The sequence below is a fragment of the Burkholderia sp. AU16482 genome (genome assembly GCF_002223285.1).
Taxonomy (GTDB): Bacteria; Pseudomonadota; Gammaproteobacteria; order Burkholderiales; family Burkholderiaceae; genus Burkholderia; species Burkholderia semiarida.
Window position 1 is genome coordinate 640,613 of the sequence record NZ_NKEY01000004.1, and the last position, 15,048, is coordinate 655,660.

16 protein-coding genes are annotated in these 15,048 nt (G+C 67.9%); 14 read left to right on the top strand and 2 right to left on the bottom strand.

Annotated features, from left to right (window positions below):
* Positions 1 to 122: 122 nt before the first annotated feature.
* From kdsD to CFB35_RS14680, 11 genes are all read left to right on the top strand, one after another.
* Positions 123 to 1,106, top strand: coding sequence for an arabinose 5-phosphate isomerase KdsD (kdsD, locus tag CFB35_RS14630; protein WP_059575664.1), 984 nt, complete (start codon positions 123 to 125; stop codon positions 1,104 to 1,106).
* Entirely contained in the window at positions 1,106 to 1,642 is a 537-nt protein-coding gene (locus tag CFB35_RS14635) for an HAD family hydrolase (protein WP_059575662.1), read from the top strand. Before kdsD ends, CFB35_RS14635 begins: the two co-directional genes overlap by 1 nt.
* Before the next feature lie 3 nt (positions 1,643 to 1,645).
* On the top strand, positions 1,646 to 2,260 hold the full coding sequence (gene lptC / locus CFB35_RS14640) for an LPS export ABC transporter periplasmic protein LptC (RefSeq protein WP_059506659.1): 615 nt from the start codon (positions 1,646 to 1,648) through the stop codon (positions 2,258 to 2,260).
* A 20-nt stretch (positions 2,261 to 2,280) separates the two neighbouring features.
* The gene (lptA, locus tag CFB35_RS14645) at positions 2,281 to 2,946 is read left to right on the top strand and encodes a lipopolysaccharide transport periplasmic protein LptA (RefSeq protein WP_089465156.1); all 666 of its coding nucleotides are present in this window, start codon (positions 2,281 to 2,283) and stop codon (positions 2,944 to 2,946) included.
* Positions 2,943 to 3,719, top strand: a complete 777-nt coding sequence (lptB, locus tag CFB35_RS14650) for an LPS export ABC transporter ATP-binding protein (protein ID WP_059575659.1) — start codon at positions 2,943 to 2,945, stop codon at positions 3,717 to 3,719. Before lptA ends, lptB begins: the two co-directional genes overlap by 4 nt.
* Before the next feature lie 172 nt (positions 3,720 to 3,891).
* Positions 3,892 to 5,397, top strand: coding sequence for an RNA polymerase factor sigma-54 (locus tag CFB35_RS14655; RefSeq protein WP_059642617.1), 1,506 nt, complete (start codon positions 3,892 to 3,894; stop codon positions 5,395 to 5,397).
* Between the two features lie 159 nt (positions 5,398 to 5,556).
* Positions 5,557 to 5,916: a ribosome hibernation-promoting factor, HPF/YfiA family gene (hpf, locus tag CFB35_RS14660; RefSeq protein ID WP_006477786.1), complete on the top strand. Its 360-nt coding sequence runs from the start codon at positions 5,557 to 5,559 to the stop codon at positions 5,914 to 5,916.
* Positions 5,917 to 6,110: 194 nt separating this feature from the next.
* Positions 6,111 to 6,623 (top strand): PTS sugar transporter subunit IIA, encoded by a 513-nt coding sequence (locus CFB35_RS14665; RefSeq protein WP_179231743.1) that lies wholly within the window; start codon positions 6,111 to 6,113, stop codon positions 6,621 to 6,623.
* A gap of 129 nt (positions 6,624 to 6,752) precedes the next feature.
* The gene (gene hprK, locus CFB35_RS14670; RefSeq protein WP_006483133.1) at positions 6,753 to 7,721 is read left to right on the top strand and encodes an HPr(Ser) kinase/phosphatase; all 969 of its coding nucleotides are present in this window, start codon (positions 6,753 to 6,755) and stop codon (positions 7,719 to 7,721) included.
* Between the two features lie 74 nt (positions 7,722 to 7,795).
* Positions 7,796 to 8,704, top strand: coding sequence for an RNase adapter RapZ (gene rapZ / locus CFB35_RS14675; protein WP_059642620.1), 909 nt, complete (start codon positions 7,796 to 7,798; stop codon positions 8,702 to 8,704).
* Positions 8,705 to 8,731: 27 nt separating this feature from the next.
* The gene (locus CFB35_RS14680) at positions 8,732 to 9,367 is read left to right on the top strand and encodes an LON peptidase substrate-binding domain-containing protein (protein ID WP_059575655.1); all 636 of its coding nucleotides are present in this window, start codon (positions 8,732 to 8,734) and stop codon (positions 9,365 to 9,367) included.
* A 113-nt stretch (positions 9,368 to 9,480) separates the two neighbouring features.
* Here the strand turns inward: CFB35_RS14680 and mutY are convergent, their stop codons facing one another.
* Complete coding sequence (gene mutY / locus CFB35_RS14685; protein ID WP_059642623.1) at positions 9,481 to 10,587, bottom strand: A/G-specific adenine glycosylase; 1,107 nt, start codon at positions 10,585 to 10,587, stop codon at positions 9,481 to 9,483.
* Positions 10,588 to 10,611: 24 nt separating this feature from the next.
* Positions 10,612 to 11,439, bottom strand: coding sequence for a bifunctional DNA-formamidopyrimidine glycosylase/DNA-(apurinic or apyrimidinic site) lyase (mutM, locus tag CFB35_RS14690; protein ID WP_059575651.1), 828 nt, complete (start codon positions 11,437 to 11,439; stop codon positions 10,612 to 10,614).
* A 246-nt stretch (positions 11,440 to 11,685) separates the two neighbouring features.
* Here mutM and CFB35_RS14695 point away from each other — a divergent pair, with 246 nt between their 5' ends.
* Genes CFB35_RS14695 through ispE form a run of 3 tightly spaced genes read left to right on the top strand, consistent with a single transcriptional unit; the run spans position 11,686 to position 15,039 of the window.
* On the top strand, positions 11,686 to 13,509 hold the full coding sequence (locus CFB35_RS14695) for a tetratricopeptide repeat protein (RefSeq protein ID WP_059642629.1): 1,824 nt from the start codon (positions 11,686 to 11,688) through the stop codon (positions 13,507 to 13,509).
* Positions 13,509 to 14,129, top strand: a complete 621-nt coding sequence (lolB, locus tag CFB35_RS14700) for a lipoprotein insertase outer membrane protein LolB (RefSeq protein WP_089465157.1) — start codon at positions 13,509 to 13,511, stop codon at positions 14,127 to 14,129. Before CFB35_RS14695 ends, lolB begins: the two co-directional genes overlap by 1 nt.
* 28 nt (positions 14,130 to 14,157) lie before the next feature.
* Positions 14,158 to 15,039: a 4-(cytidine 5'-diphospho)-2-C-methyl-D-erythritol kinase gene (gene ispE / locus CFB35_RS14705; RefSeq protein WP_059575646.1), complete on the top strand. Its 882-nt coding sequence runs from the start codon at positions 14,158 to 14,160 to the stop codon at positions 15,037 to 15,039.
* The last annotated feature ends 9 nt before the right edge of the window (positions 15,040 to 15,048 follow it).

Consider the following 15,048-nt stretch of genomic DNA (forward strand, 5'->3'; position numbering starts at 1 on the left):
CGAAGCGTCCTCGTTCGTCGGGGCCACGGCAATGCGGGCGCGGGTGGTGGCGGTGGACACGCGACATCGGACGAGTCCGAAGGCGCGGCGCGGCGAACAAACGCCTTTGCTATACTCCGCGCATGATAGCGAAAATCAATGATGACCGGGCGCTCGCGCTCGCCCGCGACGTGCTCGACATCGAGGCGGACGCCGTGCGCGCGCTGCGCGACCAGCTCGACGGCGGCTTCGTCCAGGCCGTGGCGCTGCTGCTCGGCTGCCGCGGCCGCGTCGTGGTCTCGGGCATCGGCAAATCGGGGCATATCGCCCGCAAGATCGCGGCCACGCTGGCCAGCACCGGCACGCCGGCCTTCTTCGTCCACCCTGCCGAGGCCAGCCACGGCGACCTCGGGATGGTCACCTCCGACGACGTCTTCATCGGCATCTCCTATTCCGGCGAATCGGAAGAACTCGTCGCGATCCTGCCGCTCGTGAAGCGGATCGGCGCGAAGCTGATCGCGATCACGGGCCGTGCGGAGTCGAGCCTCGGCACGCTCGCCGACGTGAACCTGAACGCCGCGGTCTCGAAGGAAGCGTGCCCGCTGAACCTCGCGCCCACCGCGAGCACGACCGCCGCGCTCGCGCTCGGCGACGCGCTCGCCGTCGCCGTGCTCGACGCGCGCGGCTTCGGCTCGGAAGATTTCGCGCGCTCGCATCCGGGCGGCGCGCTCGGCCGGCGCCTGCTCACCTACGTGCGCGACGTGATGCGCTCGGGCGACGACGTCCCGGCCGTCGGGCTCGACGCGACGCTATCGGACGCGCTGTTCCAGATCACCGCGAAGCGCCTCGGCATGACGGCCGTGGTCGACGCCGACGGCAAGGTCGCCGGCATCTTCACGGACGGCGACCTGCGCCGCGTGCTCGCGCGCGACGGCGATTTCCGCACGCTGCCGATCACCGAAGTCATGACGCGCGAGCCGCGCACGATCGCGCCGGATCACCTGGCGGTCGAGGCCGTTGAACTGATGGAGCGCCACCGGATCAACCAGATGCTGGTCGTCGATGCCGACGGCGCGCTGATCGGCGCGCTGAACATGCACGACCTGTTTTCGAAGAAGGTGATCTGATGAGCGCAGCGCTGACTGCGGCCGAACGCGCGAGCCGCGTGAAGCTGATGATTTTCGACGTCGACGGCGTACTGACCGACGGCGGCCTGCTGTTTACCGCGGCCGGCGACACGATGAAGTCGTTCAATTCGCTCGACGGCCACGGCGTGAAGCTGCTCGGCGAAGCCGGCATCGCGACCGCGATCATCACGGGCCGCCGCTCGGACATCGTCGCGGCGCGCGCGAAGGAAATGAAGATCGCGCACCTGTTCCAGGGCGTCGAGAACAAGCTCGCCGTGTTCGCCGACCTGATCGCATCGCTCGGCCTGACGGCCGACGCATGCGGCTACATGGGCGACGACTGGCCCGACCTGCCGGTGATGCTGCGCTGCGGCTTCGCCGCGGCCCCCGCGAACGCGCACCCCGAGGTGATCGCCCGCGCGCACTGGGTCGCCGAGGCCCGTGGCGGCCACGGCGCGGTGCGCGAAGTCTGCGACGCGGTCCTGCGCGCGCAGCGCCGCTACGACGCGCTGCTCGCCGCCGCCTGCGGAGCCTGACCGATGAGCACGCATTTCCGCTGGACCCAGATGCTGCCGCTCGCCGCGGTCGCCGCGCTCGCGGGCGTCACGTGGTGGCTGCTGCAGGCCACGCTGCCGCCGCCCGGCGAGGGCGCCGCGCAGCCGAAGCGCCACACGCCCGACTATTTCGCGGACAACTTCTCGGTCACCGAGCTCGACCAGTCCGGCACGACCCAGTACCGGCTGACGGCCGCGAAGCTGGTCCATTACGAAGATACCGAAAGCAGCGACCTGACCGATCCGGCCATGCGCGCGTTCCAGCCCGGCAAGCCGGTCGTGACGACCACCGCGAAGCGCGGCACCGTCAACGGCGACGTGTCGATCGTCGACTTGTACGACGACGCGCGCATCCTGCGCGCGGCCGGCGGCGGCGATCCGCAGATGCAGGCCGATTCCCAGCATTTCCGGATCTTCGTCAATGACGATGTGATCCAGACCGAAAAGCCGGTTAAACTTCAGCGCGGCCTGTCGCTCGTCAACGCGACCGACGGCATGAAGTACAACAACGTCACCCGGGTCATCGAGCTTTACGGCAACGTGCGCGGCACGATCGCCGCGGCGGACACGTCCGGCGGCTCGAAAGGTCAACCCAAGTGACGCATCCCTCACGTGACTGCATGAACGAACCGTTCCCTCGACAGATTTCCGGCGGCGCTGCGCGCGCCGTCCGCGCCGCGCTCGCCGCGACGCTCGTGGCGCTCCCGCTCGTCGGGCTGGCGCCGCTCGCCCGTGCCGAGAAGGCCGACCAGAACAAGCCGATCAACGTCGAGGCCGACAACCTGACCTATGACGATCTGAAGCAGGTCACGGTCGCGACCGGCAACGTCGTGATCACGAAGGGCACGATCATCATCAAGGGCGATCGCGTCGAAGTGCGCCAGGACCCGGAAGGCTATCAGTACGCGACGTCGTTCGGCAGCGGCAAGAAGCACGCGACGTTCCGCCAGAAGCGCGAAGGCCTCGACGAGTACATCGACGGCGACGCCGAACGCATCGACTACGACGGCAAGCAGGACCTGACCACGCTGACCACCGCCGCGACCGTGCGCCGCCTGCAGGGCACGTCGACGGTCGCCGACACCGTGCACGGCAGCGTGATCACGTACGACGGCCAGCGCGACTTCTACACCGCGAAGGGCGGCAAGGACGTCGCCGCGCCGGGCAACCCGAGCGGCCGCGTGCGCGCGATGCTGTCGCCGAAGAACGGCGGCCCCGCGCCGCTGAACGGGGCGCCGGCCAAGCTGTCGCCGTCGACCACGATCCAGGGAGCGCCGGGCCAATGAACGCGCTCCCCAACCGCCAGCCGGCCGGCACCACGAGCTCGCTCGTCGTCCGCAACCTGAAGAAGCGCTACGGCTCGCGCACGGTCGTCAAGGACGTGTCGCTCGACGTGAAGAGCGGCGAGGTCGTCGGCCTGCTCGGCCCGAACGGCGCCGGCAAGACCACGTCGTTCTACATGATCGTCGGCCTCGTGCCGACGGACGCGGGCGAAATCTCGCTGAACGGCAGCTCGATCGGCCTGCTGCCGATCCACAAGCGCGCGTCGCTCGGCCTGTCGTACCTGCCGCAGGAAGCGTCCGTGTTCCGCAAGCTGACCGTCGAGGAAAACATCCGCGCGGTGCTCGAGCTGCAGCACGGCGAAGACGGCAAGCGGCTGTCGAAGGATGCGATCTCGGCGCGCACCGAAGCGCTGCTCGACGAGCTGCAGATCGGCCACCTGCGCGAGAACCCCGCGCTGTCGCTGTCGGGCGGCGAACGGCGCCGCGTCGAAATCGCGCGCGCGCTCGCGACCAACCCGAGCTTCATCCTGCTCGACGAACCGTTCGCCGGCGTCGACCCGATCGCCGTGCTCGAGATCCAGAAGATCGTCAAGTTCCTGAAACAGCGCAACATCGGCGTGCTGATCACGGACCACAACGTCCGCGAAACGCTCGGCATCTGCGACCACGCTTACATCATCAGCGACGGTTCGGTGCTGGCCGCCGGCGCGCCGAGCGAAATCATCGAAAACGAAAGCGTGCGCCGCGTGTACCTCGGCGAGCACTTCCGCATGTAACGTCCTCCTCGTGGCTGGCTGCACCCCGCCCGGCAGCGCCGCGCGGGGCTGCGCCCCGCTTTGCATCCACGCCCGCGGGCATGCCCGCGGCCGGGCGGCGCGCCACGCGTAATCGCGGATGGCTCAACGCGCCTGGGTCGTGGCAAACTGCCGGTATGACTCCCTCCTTGCCATGAAAGCCAGCCTTCAACTCCGCCTGTCGCAACATCTTGCGCTGACGCCCCAGCTGCAGCAGTCGATCCGGCTCCTGCAGTTGTCGACGCTCGAATTGCAGCAGGAAGTCGCGATGGCCGTCGCGCAGAACCCGCTGCTCGAGAACGACGACGAATGGATCGCGAGCCCGCTGCGCGTCGCCGCGGACGGATCGCTGATCGCGCAGACGCCACCCGCATCGAACACCGAACCCGCCGCGGCCAACGGCACCAGTACGTCCAGCGATCGCGCGGAACGCGACGAGCCGGCAGGCGCCGACGAATACGACGGCTATGCGTCCGGCGACGGCAGCGACGGCCCGCAGTGGAATCTCGACGAATACGGCCGCTCGAGCGGCGCGTCCGACGACGACGATCTGCCGCCGCTGCAGGTGCAGGAAGCCGCGACGTCGCTGCGCGACCACCTGTCCGCGCAGTTGCGCGTCACGCAGGCCGGCCCGCGCGATCGCGCGCTCGTGATGTTCCTGATCGAATCGCTCGACGACGACGGCTATCTGACCGCCACGCTCGACGAAGTGCTCGCCGATCTGCCGCCCGAGCTGGAAATCGACTGCGACGAACTGAACGCGGCGCTCGCGCTGCTGCACAGCTTCGACCCGGCCGGCGTCGGCGCGCGCTCGGCCTCCGAATGCCTGAAGCTGCAGTTGCTGCGTCTCGATCCGTCCCCCACGCGCACGCTCGCGCTCGAGATCGTGTCGCAGCATCTCGAACTGCTCGCCGCGCGCGACTTCACACGGTTGCGCAAGCACCTGAAGGCGACCGACGACGCGCTGCGCGACGCGCACGCGCTGATCCGCTCGCTGGAGCCGTTCCCCGGCGCCGCATACGGGAAGGCCGAGGCCGACTACGTCGTGCCCGACATCATCGTGAAGAAGGCCGGCCAGGGCTGGCTCGCGGAGCTCAATCCGGAGGTCGTGCCGCGCCTGCGGATCAACAACCTGTACGCGAACATCCTGCGCAACAGCCGCGGCGACCCGTCGGCCGGATCGTTGAAACAGCAGCTCCAGGAAGCGCGCTGGCTGATCAAGAACATCCAGCAGCGTTTCGACACGATCCTGCGTGTCGCTCAGGCTATTGTCGAGCGTCAGAAGAATTTCTTCGCGCACGGTGAAATTGCCATGCGCCCCTTGGTTTTGCGGGAAATAGCTGATACGCTGGGCCTACACGAGTCGACTGTCAGCCGTGTGACAACCGGGAAGTACATGCTGACCCCGTTCGGGACGCTTGAATTTAAGTACTTCTTCGGATCTCACGTCTCGACCGACACCGGTGGCGCCGCCTCGTCGACCGCCATCCGAGCCCTCATCAAGCAACTGATAGGAGCTGAAGACCCAAAATCGCCACTTTCGGACAGCCGCATTGCCGAGCTGCTGGCAGAACAGGGTTTCGTGGTCGCGCGCCGCACGGTTGCGAAATATCGCGAAGCCCTCAAGATCCCGGCAGTGAATCTGCGCAAGTCTCTTTAAGCCTGCTGCCTGCCCGGCGGCAGGCGTGTCCCGACCACCGCGCACACGGGGAACAGGCCGGGCGACCTGTCCGCGATACGCCGCCTTCGTGCGGCACGGGCAAGTCGACCGGAGCGCCGCCTCGATGCGGCCGGGTGGTCACTCGCTTGGAGAAGCACTATGAACCTGAAGATCAGTGGACATCATCTCGAAGTCACGCCTGCAATTCGCGAATACGTGATCACCAAGCTGGACCGGGTGCTACGGCATAGCGATCAGGTGATCGATGGCACTGTGATCCTCTCGGTCGACAACCACAAGGAAAAGGACAAGCAGCAGCGCGCGGAAATCAACCTGCACCTGAAGGGCAAGGACATCTTCGTCGAAAGCGCGAACGGCAACCTGTACGCCGCGATCGATCTGCTGATCGACAAGCTGGATCGCCAGGTCGTCAAGCACATGGAGCGCCTGCAAACGCACGCGCACGACCCAATCAAGCTTCAACCGTCGATCGACCAGATCGAACTGCCGCCGCAGTAATCGTCACCGCAACACGCACGCCGCCCGGTTCGCCGGGCGTTTTTTTTGCCACTCCGAGCGCAGGTGCAACCGGTCCGACCGTGCTGCGCCACGCGCGCGGCTGTGCTCTATAATGTCCCGGTTATCGCCGGGGGGTGTTGGATGCGGTAGCGGCGTTGCAGGTTGCCATGCCACATGCCTTGATATCGCCGAACATGGAAAATCAGTCCGCCGCCGCAAGGAGACCCCAGGCCGCCCAATCGCCTGCCAACATGAATCGCCTAGCCAAAATCCTGCCCATAGAGAACGTCGTCATCGACCTCTCGGTCACCAGCAAGAAACGCGTCTTCGAACAAGCCGGGCTGATGTTCGAGAATCAGAACGGCATCGGCCGCAGCACCGTCACGGACAACCTGTTCGCGCGCGAGCGCCTCGGTTCGACCGGGCTCGGCGAAGGTGTCGCGATTCCGCACGGCCGCATCAAGGGCCTCAAGCATCCGCTCGCCGCGTTCGTCCGCCTCGCCGATGCGATCCCGTTCGAAGCGCCCGACGGCCAGCCGGTCAGCCTCCTGATCTTCCTGCTCGTCCCCGAGCAAGCCACGCAGCAGCACCTCGAGATCCTGTCGGAGATCGCGCAACTGCTGTCCGATCGCGACGCGCGCGAGCGTCTGCACAACGAAACGGATATCGCCGAGTTGCATCGCCTGCTCACTCAGTGGCAACCTTGAGTTGTTCCGGGCGGAATATTTCCCCGTACGAGGCGGCGCATGCCGCCGTCCAGGGCCGCCCGGCGCCGGCCCGGCATGGCGACGTCCGTCGCCGCGCGCCCGCACCGGCCCATTGGAGTGACGAGAGTCATGGATACGTCCAGCATCAACGCCCAGAGCATCTTCGACGACAACGCAGCCACGCTGAAACTGAGCTGGCTGACGGGGCATGAAGGCTGGGAACGCGGCTTTTCGGCCGACACGGTCGGCAACGCGACATCGAGCGCCGACCTCGTCGGCCACCTGAACCTGATCCACCCGAACCGGATCCAGGTGCTCGGCGAAGCCGAAATCGACTACTACCAGCGCCAGACCGACGAAGACCGCTCGCGCCACATGGCCGAGCTGATCGCGCTCGAGCCGCCGTTCCTCGTCGTCGCCGGCGGCGCGGCGGCGCCGCCCGAACTGGTGCTGCGCTGCACGCGCTCGTCCACGCCGCTGTTCACGACGCCGATGTCGGCCGCCGCGGTGATCGACAGCCTGCGGCTCTACATGTCGCGCATCCTCGCGCCGCGCGCGACGCTGCACGGCGTGTTCCTCGACATCCTCGGGATGGGCGTGCTGCTGACCGGCGATTCGGGCCTCGGCAAGAGCGAGCTCGGCCTCGAGCTGATCAGCCGCGGCCACGGCCTCGTCGCCGACGACGCGGTCGATTTCGTCCGTCTTGGCCCCGATTTCGTCGAAGGGCGCTGCCCGCCGCTGCTGCAGAACCTGCTCGAAGTGCGCGGCCTCGGCCTGCTCGACATCAAGACGATCTTCGGTGAAACCGCGGTGCGGCGGAAAATGAAGCTGAAGCTGATCGTCCAGCTCGTGCGGCGCCCCGACGGCGAATTCCAGCGCCTGCCGCTCGAAAGCCAGACCGTCGACGTGCTCGGCTTGCCGATCAGCAAGGTCACGATCCAGGTCGCGGCCGGCCGCAACCTCGCGGTGCTCGTCGAGGCGGCCGTCCGGAACACGATCCTGCAGTTGCGCGGAATCGACACGTTGCGCGATTTCATGGATCGGCAACGACTCGCGATGCAAGATCCCGACAGTCAGTTCCCCGGCAAACTGGTGTAACCCGCACGCGCCGGCCGCGCAACGCCGACGCGTCGAGCCGGTGCTATGATGAAACGTCAGGATTCTCTGTTCCCATGCGCATCGTCCTCATCACCGGCATCTCCGGCTCAGGCAAGTCCGTCGCGCTGAACGCGCTCGAGGACGCAGGCTATTACTGCGTCGACAACCTGCCGCCGCACGTGCTCCCCGAACTCGCCCGCTACCTTGCGCAGGACGGCCAGCGCCGGCTCGCGGTCGCGATCGACGCGCGCTCGAGCGCGTCGCTCGACGAAATGCCCGGCCTGATCCGCGAGCTGTCCCGCGAGCACGACGTGCGCGTGCTGTTCCTCAACGCGAGCACGCAGGCGCTGATCCAGCGCTTCTCCGAAACGCGCCGCCGCCATCCGCTGTCCGGCTCGCTGTCGCACGACGCGGACGTCGGCCTGCTGTCGTCGCTCGAGGAAGCGATCGAGCGCGAGCGCGAGCTGGTCGCGCCGCTCGCCGAATTCGGCCACCAGGTCGACACCAGCACGCTGCGCGCGAATGTGCTGCGCACCTGGGTCAAGCGCTTCATCGAGCAGAAGAACAACGACCTGATGGTGATGTTCGAATCGTTCGGCTTCAAGCGCGGTGTGCCGCTCGACGCCGACCTGATGTTCGACGTGCGCGCGCTGCCGAATCCGTACTACGACCACGAGTTGCGCCCGCTCACCGGGCTCGACCAGCCGGTCATCGCCTTTCTCGACGCACTGCCGATCGTCCACCAGATGATCGACGACATCCATGCGTTCCTGATGAAATGGCTGCCGCACTTTCGCGATGACAACCGCAGCTACCTGACCGTCGCCATCGGCTGCACGGGCGGCCAGCATCGCTCGGTGTTCATCGCGGAAACGCTCGCCGCGCGCCTGGCGCGCGAGGCGAACGTGATCGTGCGGCATCGTGACGCGCCGGTGGATGTCGACGCGTCGTCGCGGCTCGTCTCCGAGGTCGACCGACCCTAGCGACACCCGCCCCCACGCCCGCGCGCCATGTCCTCCCTATCGACCACCCTGATCGACCTGCCGCTGTTTCCGCTGCACACGGTGCTGTTTCCGGGAGGGCTGCTCCCGCTCAAGGTGTTCGAGGCGCGCTATCTCGACATGTCGCGCGCCTGCCTGCGCGACGACGCACCGTTCGGCGTGTGCCTGCTCAAGAGCGGGCCCGAAGTCGCGCAGGACGGCGCGGTGTCGGTGCCCGAGACCATCGGCTGCATGGCGCGCATCACCGAGTGCGATACCGGCGAATTCGGGATGCTGTATCTGCAGGCGGTCGGCACGCAGCGTTTCGAGCTGCTGTCGTATCGCGTCGAAGGCAACGGGCTGCTGGTCGGCATCGCGGAGCCGCTGCCCGACGACATCCCGCTCGAAGGCGAACAGGCGCTCGCGCAGTTCGGCTCGTGCGCCGAGGTGCTCGAGCGCATCATCGACGCGCTGAAGAAGTCCGATCCGCAGAAAATGCCGTTCGGCGAGCCGTTCCGCCTCGACGATCCGAGCTGGGTATCGAACCGCCTCGCGGAACTGCTGCCGCTCGACCTGCGCGCACGGCAGAAGCTGATGGAGTTTCCGGACGTCGGCGCGCGCATCGACGCCGTGCACCACGTGCTCGACCGGCACGGCTGGCTGTAGCGCCCGCGCCCGCTCCGTCGCGCATCGCGCGTCGCGCCCGCCCGAAAACCTCTCCTGCGCGCGGCCACCCGGCGCCTTCCCGCACGCGGCCCGCGCCGCGCCCTTCCCGTTCGTTACAGCAGCGGCCCGCTCAGCGCGTCGAGCAGCTTGCGCACGGGCGCCGGCACGCCGTACGCGTCGAGCCGGCTCAGCGGCACCCACGCGGTGTCCGCGTCCCGCGCCTGCGACGGCAGGCCGCCGCCGTCCGCCACATCGCTCAGCCGCGGCTCGATCTCGAGCCGGAAATGCGTGAACGTGTGCGTGAGCGGCGCGAGCGGCACCGTGCCGCCGCCGCCGAAGCCGCGCGCGAGATCGGCCAGCGCGGCATCGCCGTCCGCTTGCGGCAGGCTCCACAGCCCGCCCCAGATGCCGGTCGGCGGCCGTCGCTCCAGCAGCACGGCGTCGCCGTCGCGCAGCACGAGCATCCAGGTCTTGCGCGTCGGCACGGCCTTCTTCGGCCGCGCGGCCGGCAGTTCGCGCTGGCGGCCGGTCGATTGCGCGACGCAGTCGCCCGCGAACGGGCAGCGCGCGCAGTCGGGCTTGCCGCGCACGCACAGCGTCGCACCCAGATCCATCAGCCCCTGCGTATACGCGCTCACGTCGGCCGCGTTCGCGGCATCGGGCAGCAGCGATTCGGCGAGCGCCCACATGTCGTTCTCGACACGCTTCTCCCCCGGAAAGCCCTCGACGCCGAATACCCGCGCAAGCACGCGCTTCACGTTGCCGTCGAGGATCGTCGCGCGCGCGCCGTACGCGAACGACGCGATCGCGGCGGCCGTCGAGCGGCCGATGCCCGGCAGTTCGGCCAGCGCGTCGGGCGTCGCCGGAAACGCGCCGCCGTGCTCGGCGACGACGACCTGCGCGCAGCGGTGGAGGTTGCGCGCGCGCGAGTAGTAGCCGAGCCCCGCCCACAGCGCCATCACGTCGTCGCTCGGCGCGGCCGCGAGCGCGGCGACGTCGGGGTAGCGGTCGAGAAAGCGCGTGTAATACGGAATGACGGTCGACACCTGGGTCTGCTGCAGCATGATTTCCGACAGCCAGATCCGGTACGGATCGCGGGTGTTCTGCCACGGCAGGTCATGGCGGCCATGCTCGCGCTGCCACGCGACGAGACGCGTGGCGAACGTGCGATGCAGCGGCGTGACGGGGAACGGAGCGGGGGCGATGCGGGGCGGCTTCAAGTTGTCTGATCGTGGAAAAGGGTTTCAACGCTGGCACGTCGGGCAGAAATAGGTCGACCGCTGGCCCTGCACGATCTGGCGAACCGACGTGCCGCAGACGCGGCACGGCTGGCCCGCACGATCATAGACGAAGCAGTCGAGCTGGAAGTAGCCGCTTTCGCCGTTGCTGCCGACGAAGTCGCGCAACGTGCTGCCGCCGCGCTCGATCGCGTCGGCGAGCGTCGCGCGCACCGCGTCGGCCAGCCGCTCGTAGCGCGCCAGCGAAACCTTGCCGGCGGCCGTCGTCGGCCGGATGCCCGCGCGAAACAGGCTCTCCGACGCATAGATGTTCCCGACGCCGACGACCATGTCGCCCGCGAGCAGCGCCTGCTTGACCGATACCGTGCGGCCGCGCGTGCGCGCGTGCAGCAGCGCGCCGGTGAACGCCGGCGAGAACGGCTCGACGCCGAGGCTCGCGAGGAGCGGATGCGCATGCACGTCGCCTGCTTCGCGCGGGTGCCACAACACGGCGCCGAAACGGCGCGGGTCGCGAAACCGCAGCACGAACTCGTCGAAGATCCAGTCGATGTGGTCGTGCTTCGCGGCGACCGGCACGCCGGCCGCGGGCAGCACACGCAGCGTGCCGGTCATCCCGAGATGGACGATGAACCAGCCGGCATCGACTTCGAACAGCAGGTACTTGCCGCGGCGCTCGACAGCGAGCACCTCGCGCGCGCGCAACTGCTCGGCGAGCCCCGCCGGCACGGGCCAGCGCAGCATCGCGGTACGGACGTCGACACGCTCGACGCGGCGGCCCGCGACAAAGGGCTCGATGCCCCGGCGCGTGACTTCGACTTCTGGCAACTCTGGCATGTTTTGCGGGTCTGAGGCTACGGTCTGCTTGCATGGGGAACGCGCATGCGCCGCCGCGCGAGCGGCCGCTCTCGCGACTCCCCCGAATGAAACACGGGAATGCCCGAAATCGCCCGCCCGGCAGCACGCGAGGCGCGCGATTTCGGGCATTCGCATGGGGATTCCACAGGCAAGCGGACCCTATCACGATCGTGCGTGTATTGTAGCGAGCGCGTTACAATCGGTTGAAACATCGAACGGATTTCCATGACTCTGCCCTCGAAGCTGCTTCAGAAGCGCCCCGCCGCCGTGCGCGGCGCGCGCGCCTTCCCGGTCCGTCGTGCACTCGGCGCCGCGCTGTTTGCCGCCTGGACCCTCACCGCCTTCCCGGCCCACGCGCAGGATCCGGCATCGGACGACGCGCAGCCGCAGGGTGCGTTCGAGCATGTGATGCCGGACGAGCAGAAGAATCTCCCCGGCGTGCCGCTGACGAGCCAGATCGTCTACCAGGTGCTCGCCGCCGAGGTCGCGCTCCAGCGCAACCAGCCGGCGCCGGCCTACCAGACCTACCTCGCGCTTGCCCGCGACACGCGCGATCCGCGCATGGCGCAGCGCGCGACCGAAATCGCGCTCGGCGCGCAGAGCCCGGCCGACGCGCTGTCCGCCGCGAATCTGTGGCGTCAGTACGCGCCGGATTCGAACCGCGCGTCGCAGGTCGACGCCGCGCTGCTGGTGCTCGCCGGCAAGCCGGCCGACGCGCAGCCGATGCTCGCGCGCGAGCTGGCCCGCGCGACCGGCGAGACGCGCGGCCCGGCGATCCTCGCGCTGCAGGCGCTGCTCGTGCGCGGCCCCGACCGCGTCGGCGGCCTCGCGGTGCTGAAGGACATGCTGAAGAACGACATGAGCCGCCCCGAGGCGCAGCTCGCGATCGCACGCCAGCAGCTCGCGGTCGACGACAAGGACGGCGCCGCGCAGTCGCTGAAGCAGGCGCTGCAGATCCGCCCCGACTACCTGCCGGCTGCGTTGATGCTGTCGCAGATGGGGCCGGCGGAACGCGCGGCGGGCATCGCGTCGTTCGAGAAGTATGTTCAGCAGAATCCGAAGTCGCGCGACGCACGGCTCGCGCTGTCGCAGCTCTATCTCGCCGACGACCGCCTCGACGATGCGCAGAAGCAGTTCGAGACGATGCGCAAGCTCGACGCGAAGGATCCGACGCCGCTGATGGCGCTCGCGCTGATCAAGATCCAGCAGAAGAAACTCGACGAGGCGACCGGCTACCTGAAGCAGTACGTGCAGCTCGGCGACAAGCAGCCGAACCTCGACGTCGGCCAGGGCTACATCTACCTCGCGCAGATCGCGATCGACCAGAACAACGACGCGCAGGCGTCGCAATGGCTCGACAAGGTCGACCAGACGAGCCAGCACTACCTGCCCGCGCAGATCACGCGCGCGCAACTGCTGCAGAAACAGGGCAAGACCGACGAGGCGCGCAAGGTGCTCGACAACCTGCCGATCACGGATCCGCGCGACGCGGCCGTGGTGGCGCGCACGGATGCGTCGATCCTGTTCACCGCGAAGCGCTATCCGGAAGCGGAAGCGCGGCTCGGACAGGCCGTCCAGGACTTCCCGGACGATCCCGACCTGCGCTACGACTACGCGATGGCGGCCGAAAAGACGGGCCACTACGCGACGATGGAAAAGCAGTTGCGCGAGCTGATCCGTACGCAGCCCGACAACCCGCAGGCCTACAACGCGCTCGGCTATTCGCTCGCCGACCGCAACCAGCGCCTGCCCGAGGCCAGCAAGCTGATCGACAAGGCGATGTCGCTCGCGCCGAACGACGCATACATCATGGACAGCCTCGGCTGGGTGAAGTACCGGATGGGCGACACGGCCGGCGCGACGAAGGTGCTGCAGCGCGCATACGAACTGCAGCCGAACGCCGAAATCGGCGCGCATCTCGGCGAAGTGCTGTGGAAGAGCGGCGCGCAGGACGACGCGCGCAACGCGTGGCGTGCCGCTCGGAAGCTCGAACCCGACAACGAAACGCTCGTGCAGACGCTGAAACGCCTGCAGATCAACGACCTTTGATGCGGATGTTCCCGATGTTTTCCCTGCCCTCGCGCGCGCAGCGCACGCTGGCCGCGGCCGGCGCGGCGCTCGCGCTCGCCGGCTGCGCGAGCACGCCGCCGTCGGCCAACGCGCCGACGGGCGCCGCGCTGCAGACGGCGGCAACCCATGCGTACCACGGCCGCTTCGCGGTGCGGTACGACGATCGTCTCGGCAACCCGCAGAACGTGTACGGCAACTTCGACTGGCAGGAGCACGGCGACGACGTGTCGCTCGAACTGCGCAGCCCGCTCGGCCAGACGCTCGCGGTCGTGAAATCGACGCCGCGCGCGGCGTCGCTCGAATTGCCGAACCGCCCGACCCAATATGCGCCGGACGTCGGCGACCTGATGCAGAAAGCGCTCGGCTTCGAGCTGCCGCTCGCGGGCCTGCGCTACTGGCTGCTGCCGACCGCCGCCCCGGCGACGCCCGCGGAAACGGTGCGCGACCCGGCCGACGGCGCGCGCATCAAGCAGCTCCGCCAGGACGGCTGGACGATCGACTACCTTGCCTACGCGGATGCCCCGGCCACGGGCGTCAAACGCGTCAACCTCGTGCGCGCGACGCCGCCGCTCGACATCAAGCTCGTGCTCGATCAGTGAGCACGCGCGCTTAAGCCTCGATACCCGCATGACCGATTCGACCCGCTCGCTGCGCAACTGCCTGGCGCCCGCGAAACTCAACCTGTTCCTGCACATCACCGGCCGCCGTCCGAACGGCTATCACGATCTGCAGAGCGTATTCCAGCTGCTGAACTGGGGCGACACGCTGCACTTCACGCGCCGCGACGACGGCCGCGTCGCACGCGTCACCGACGTGCCCGGCGTGCCCGAGGAAAGCGATCTCGTCGTGCGCGCGGCCAATCTGCTGAAAGCGCATACGGGCGCGGCGCACGGCGTCGACATCGAGATCGACAAGATCCTGCCGATGGGCGCCGGCCTCGGCGGCGGCAGCTCCGACGCGGCGACGACGCTGCTCGCGCTGAACCGCCTGTGGCAACTGGATCTGCCGCGCGCGGAACTCCAGTCGCTCGCGGTCAAACTCGGCGCCGACGTCCCGTTTTTTATTTTCGGAAAAAATGCGTTCGCGGAGGGTATCGGAGAAGAATTAGCTGAGGTAGAATTGCCGACTCGCTGGTTCCTGGTTGTGACGCCACGCGTTCATGTCCCGACCGCTGAAATATTTTCAGATGAGTTGTTGACAAGAGATACGAAGCCCGTCACAATTGCTGACTTTCTTGCACAGCAAACCAGCGATGCGGGATGGCCAGATAGCTTCGGCCGGAACGATATGCAGGAAGTTGTAACAAGGAAGTACGCGGAAGTTGCGCAGGTGGTCAAATGGTTGTATGATGTGACCCCCGCGAGGATGACCGGCTCCGGAGCAAGCGTGTTTGCAGCGTTTCACAGCAAGCACGAGGCAGAAGCGGCGAAAGCCAAACTGCCCGCCAGTTGGAATGGCGCAGTTGCCGAGAGCCTGAACGAGCATCCGCTCTTCGCTTTCGCGTCATGAAGTTTTACT

Coding starts and splice junctions, on each gene's coding strand:
- kdsD (WP_059575664.1), top strand. CDS start 123: ATGATAGCGAAAATCAATGATGACCGGGCGCTCGCGCTCGCCCGCGAC.
- CFB35_RS14635 (WP_059575662.1), top strand. CDS start 1,106: ATGAGCGCAGCGCTGACTGCGGCCGAACGCGCGAGCCGCGTGAAGCTG.
- lptC (WP_059506659.1), top strand. CDS start 1,646: ATGAGCACGCATTTCCGCTGGACCCAGATGCTGCCGCTCGCCGCGGTC.
- lptA (WP_089465156.1), top strand. CDS start 2,281: ATGAACGAACCGTTCCCTCGACAGATTTCCGGCGGCGCTGCGCGCGCC.
- lptB (WP_059575659.1), top strand. CDS start 2,943: ATGAACGCGCTCCCCAACCGCCAGCCGGCCGGCACCACGAGCTCGCTC.
- CFB35_RS14655 (WP_059642617.1), top strand. CDS start 3,892: ATGAAAGCCAGCCTTCAACTCCGCCTGTCGCAACATCTTGCGCTGACG.
- hpf (WP_006477786.1), top strand. CDS start 5,557: ATGAACCTGAAGATCAGTGGACATCATCTCGAAGTCACGCCTGCAATT.
- CFB35_RS14665 (WP_179231743.1), top strand. CDS start 6,111: ATGGAAAATCAGTCCGCCGCCGCAAGGAGACCCCAGGCCGCCCAATCG.
- hprK (WP_006483133.1), top strand. CDS start 6,753: ATGGATACGTCCAGCATCAACGCCCAGAGCATCTTCGACGACAACGCA.
- rapZ (WP_059642620.1), top strand. CDS start 7,796: ATGCGCATCGTCCTCATCACCGGCATCTCCGGCTCAGGCAAGTCCGTC.
- CFB35_RS14680 (WP_059575655.1), top strand. CDS start 8,732: ATGTCCTCCCTATCGACCACCCTGATCGACCTGCCGCTGTTTCCGCTG.
- mutM (WP_059575651.1), bottom strand. CDS start 11,439: ATGCCAGAGTTGCCAGAAGTCGAAGTCACGCGCCGGGGCATCGAGCCC.
- CFB35_RS14695 (WP_059642629.1), top strand. CDS start 11,686: ATGACTCTGCCCTCGAAGCTGCTTCAGAAGCGCCCCGCCGCCGTGCGC.
- lolB (WP_089465157.1), top strand. CDS start 13,509: ATGCGGATGTTCCCGATGTTTTCCCTGCCCTCGCGCGCGCAGCGCACG.
- ispE (WP_059575646.1), top strand. CDS start 14,158: ATGACCGATTCGACCCGCTCGCTGCGCAACTGCCTGGCGCCCGCGAAA.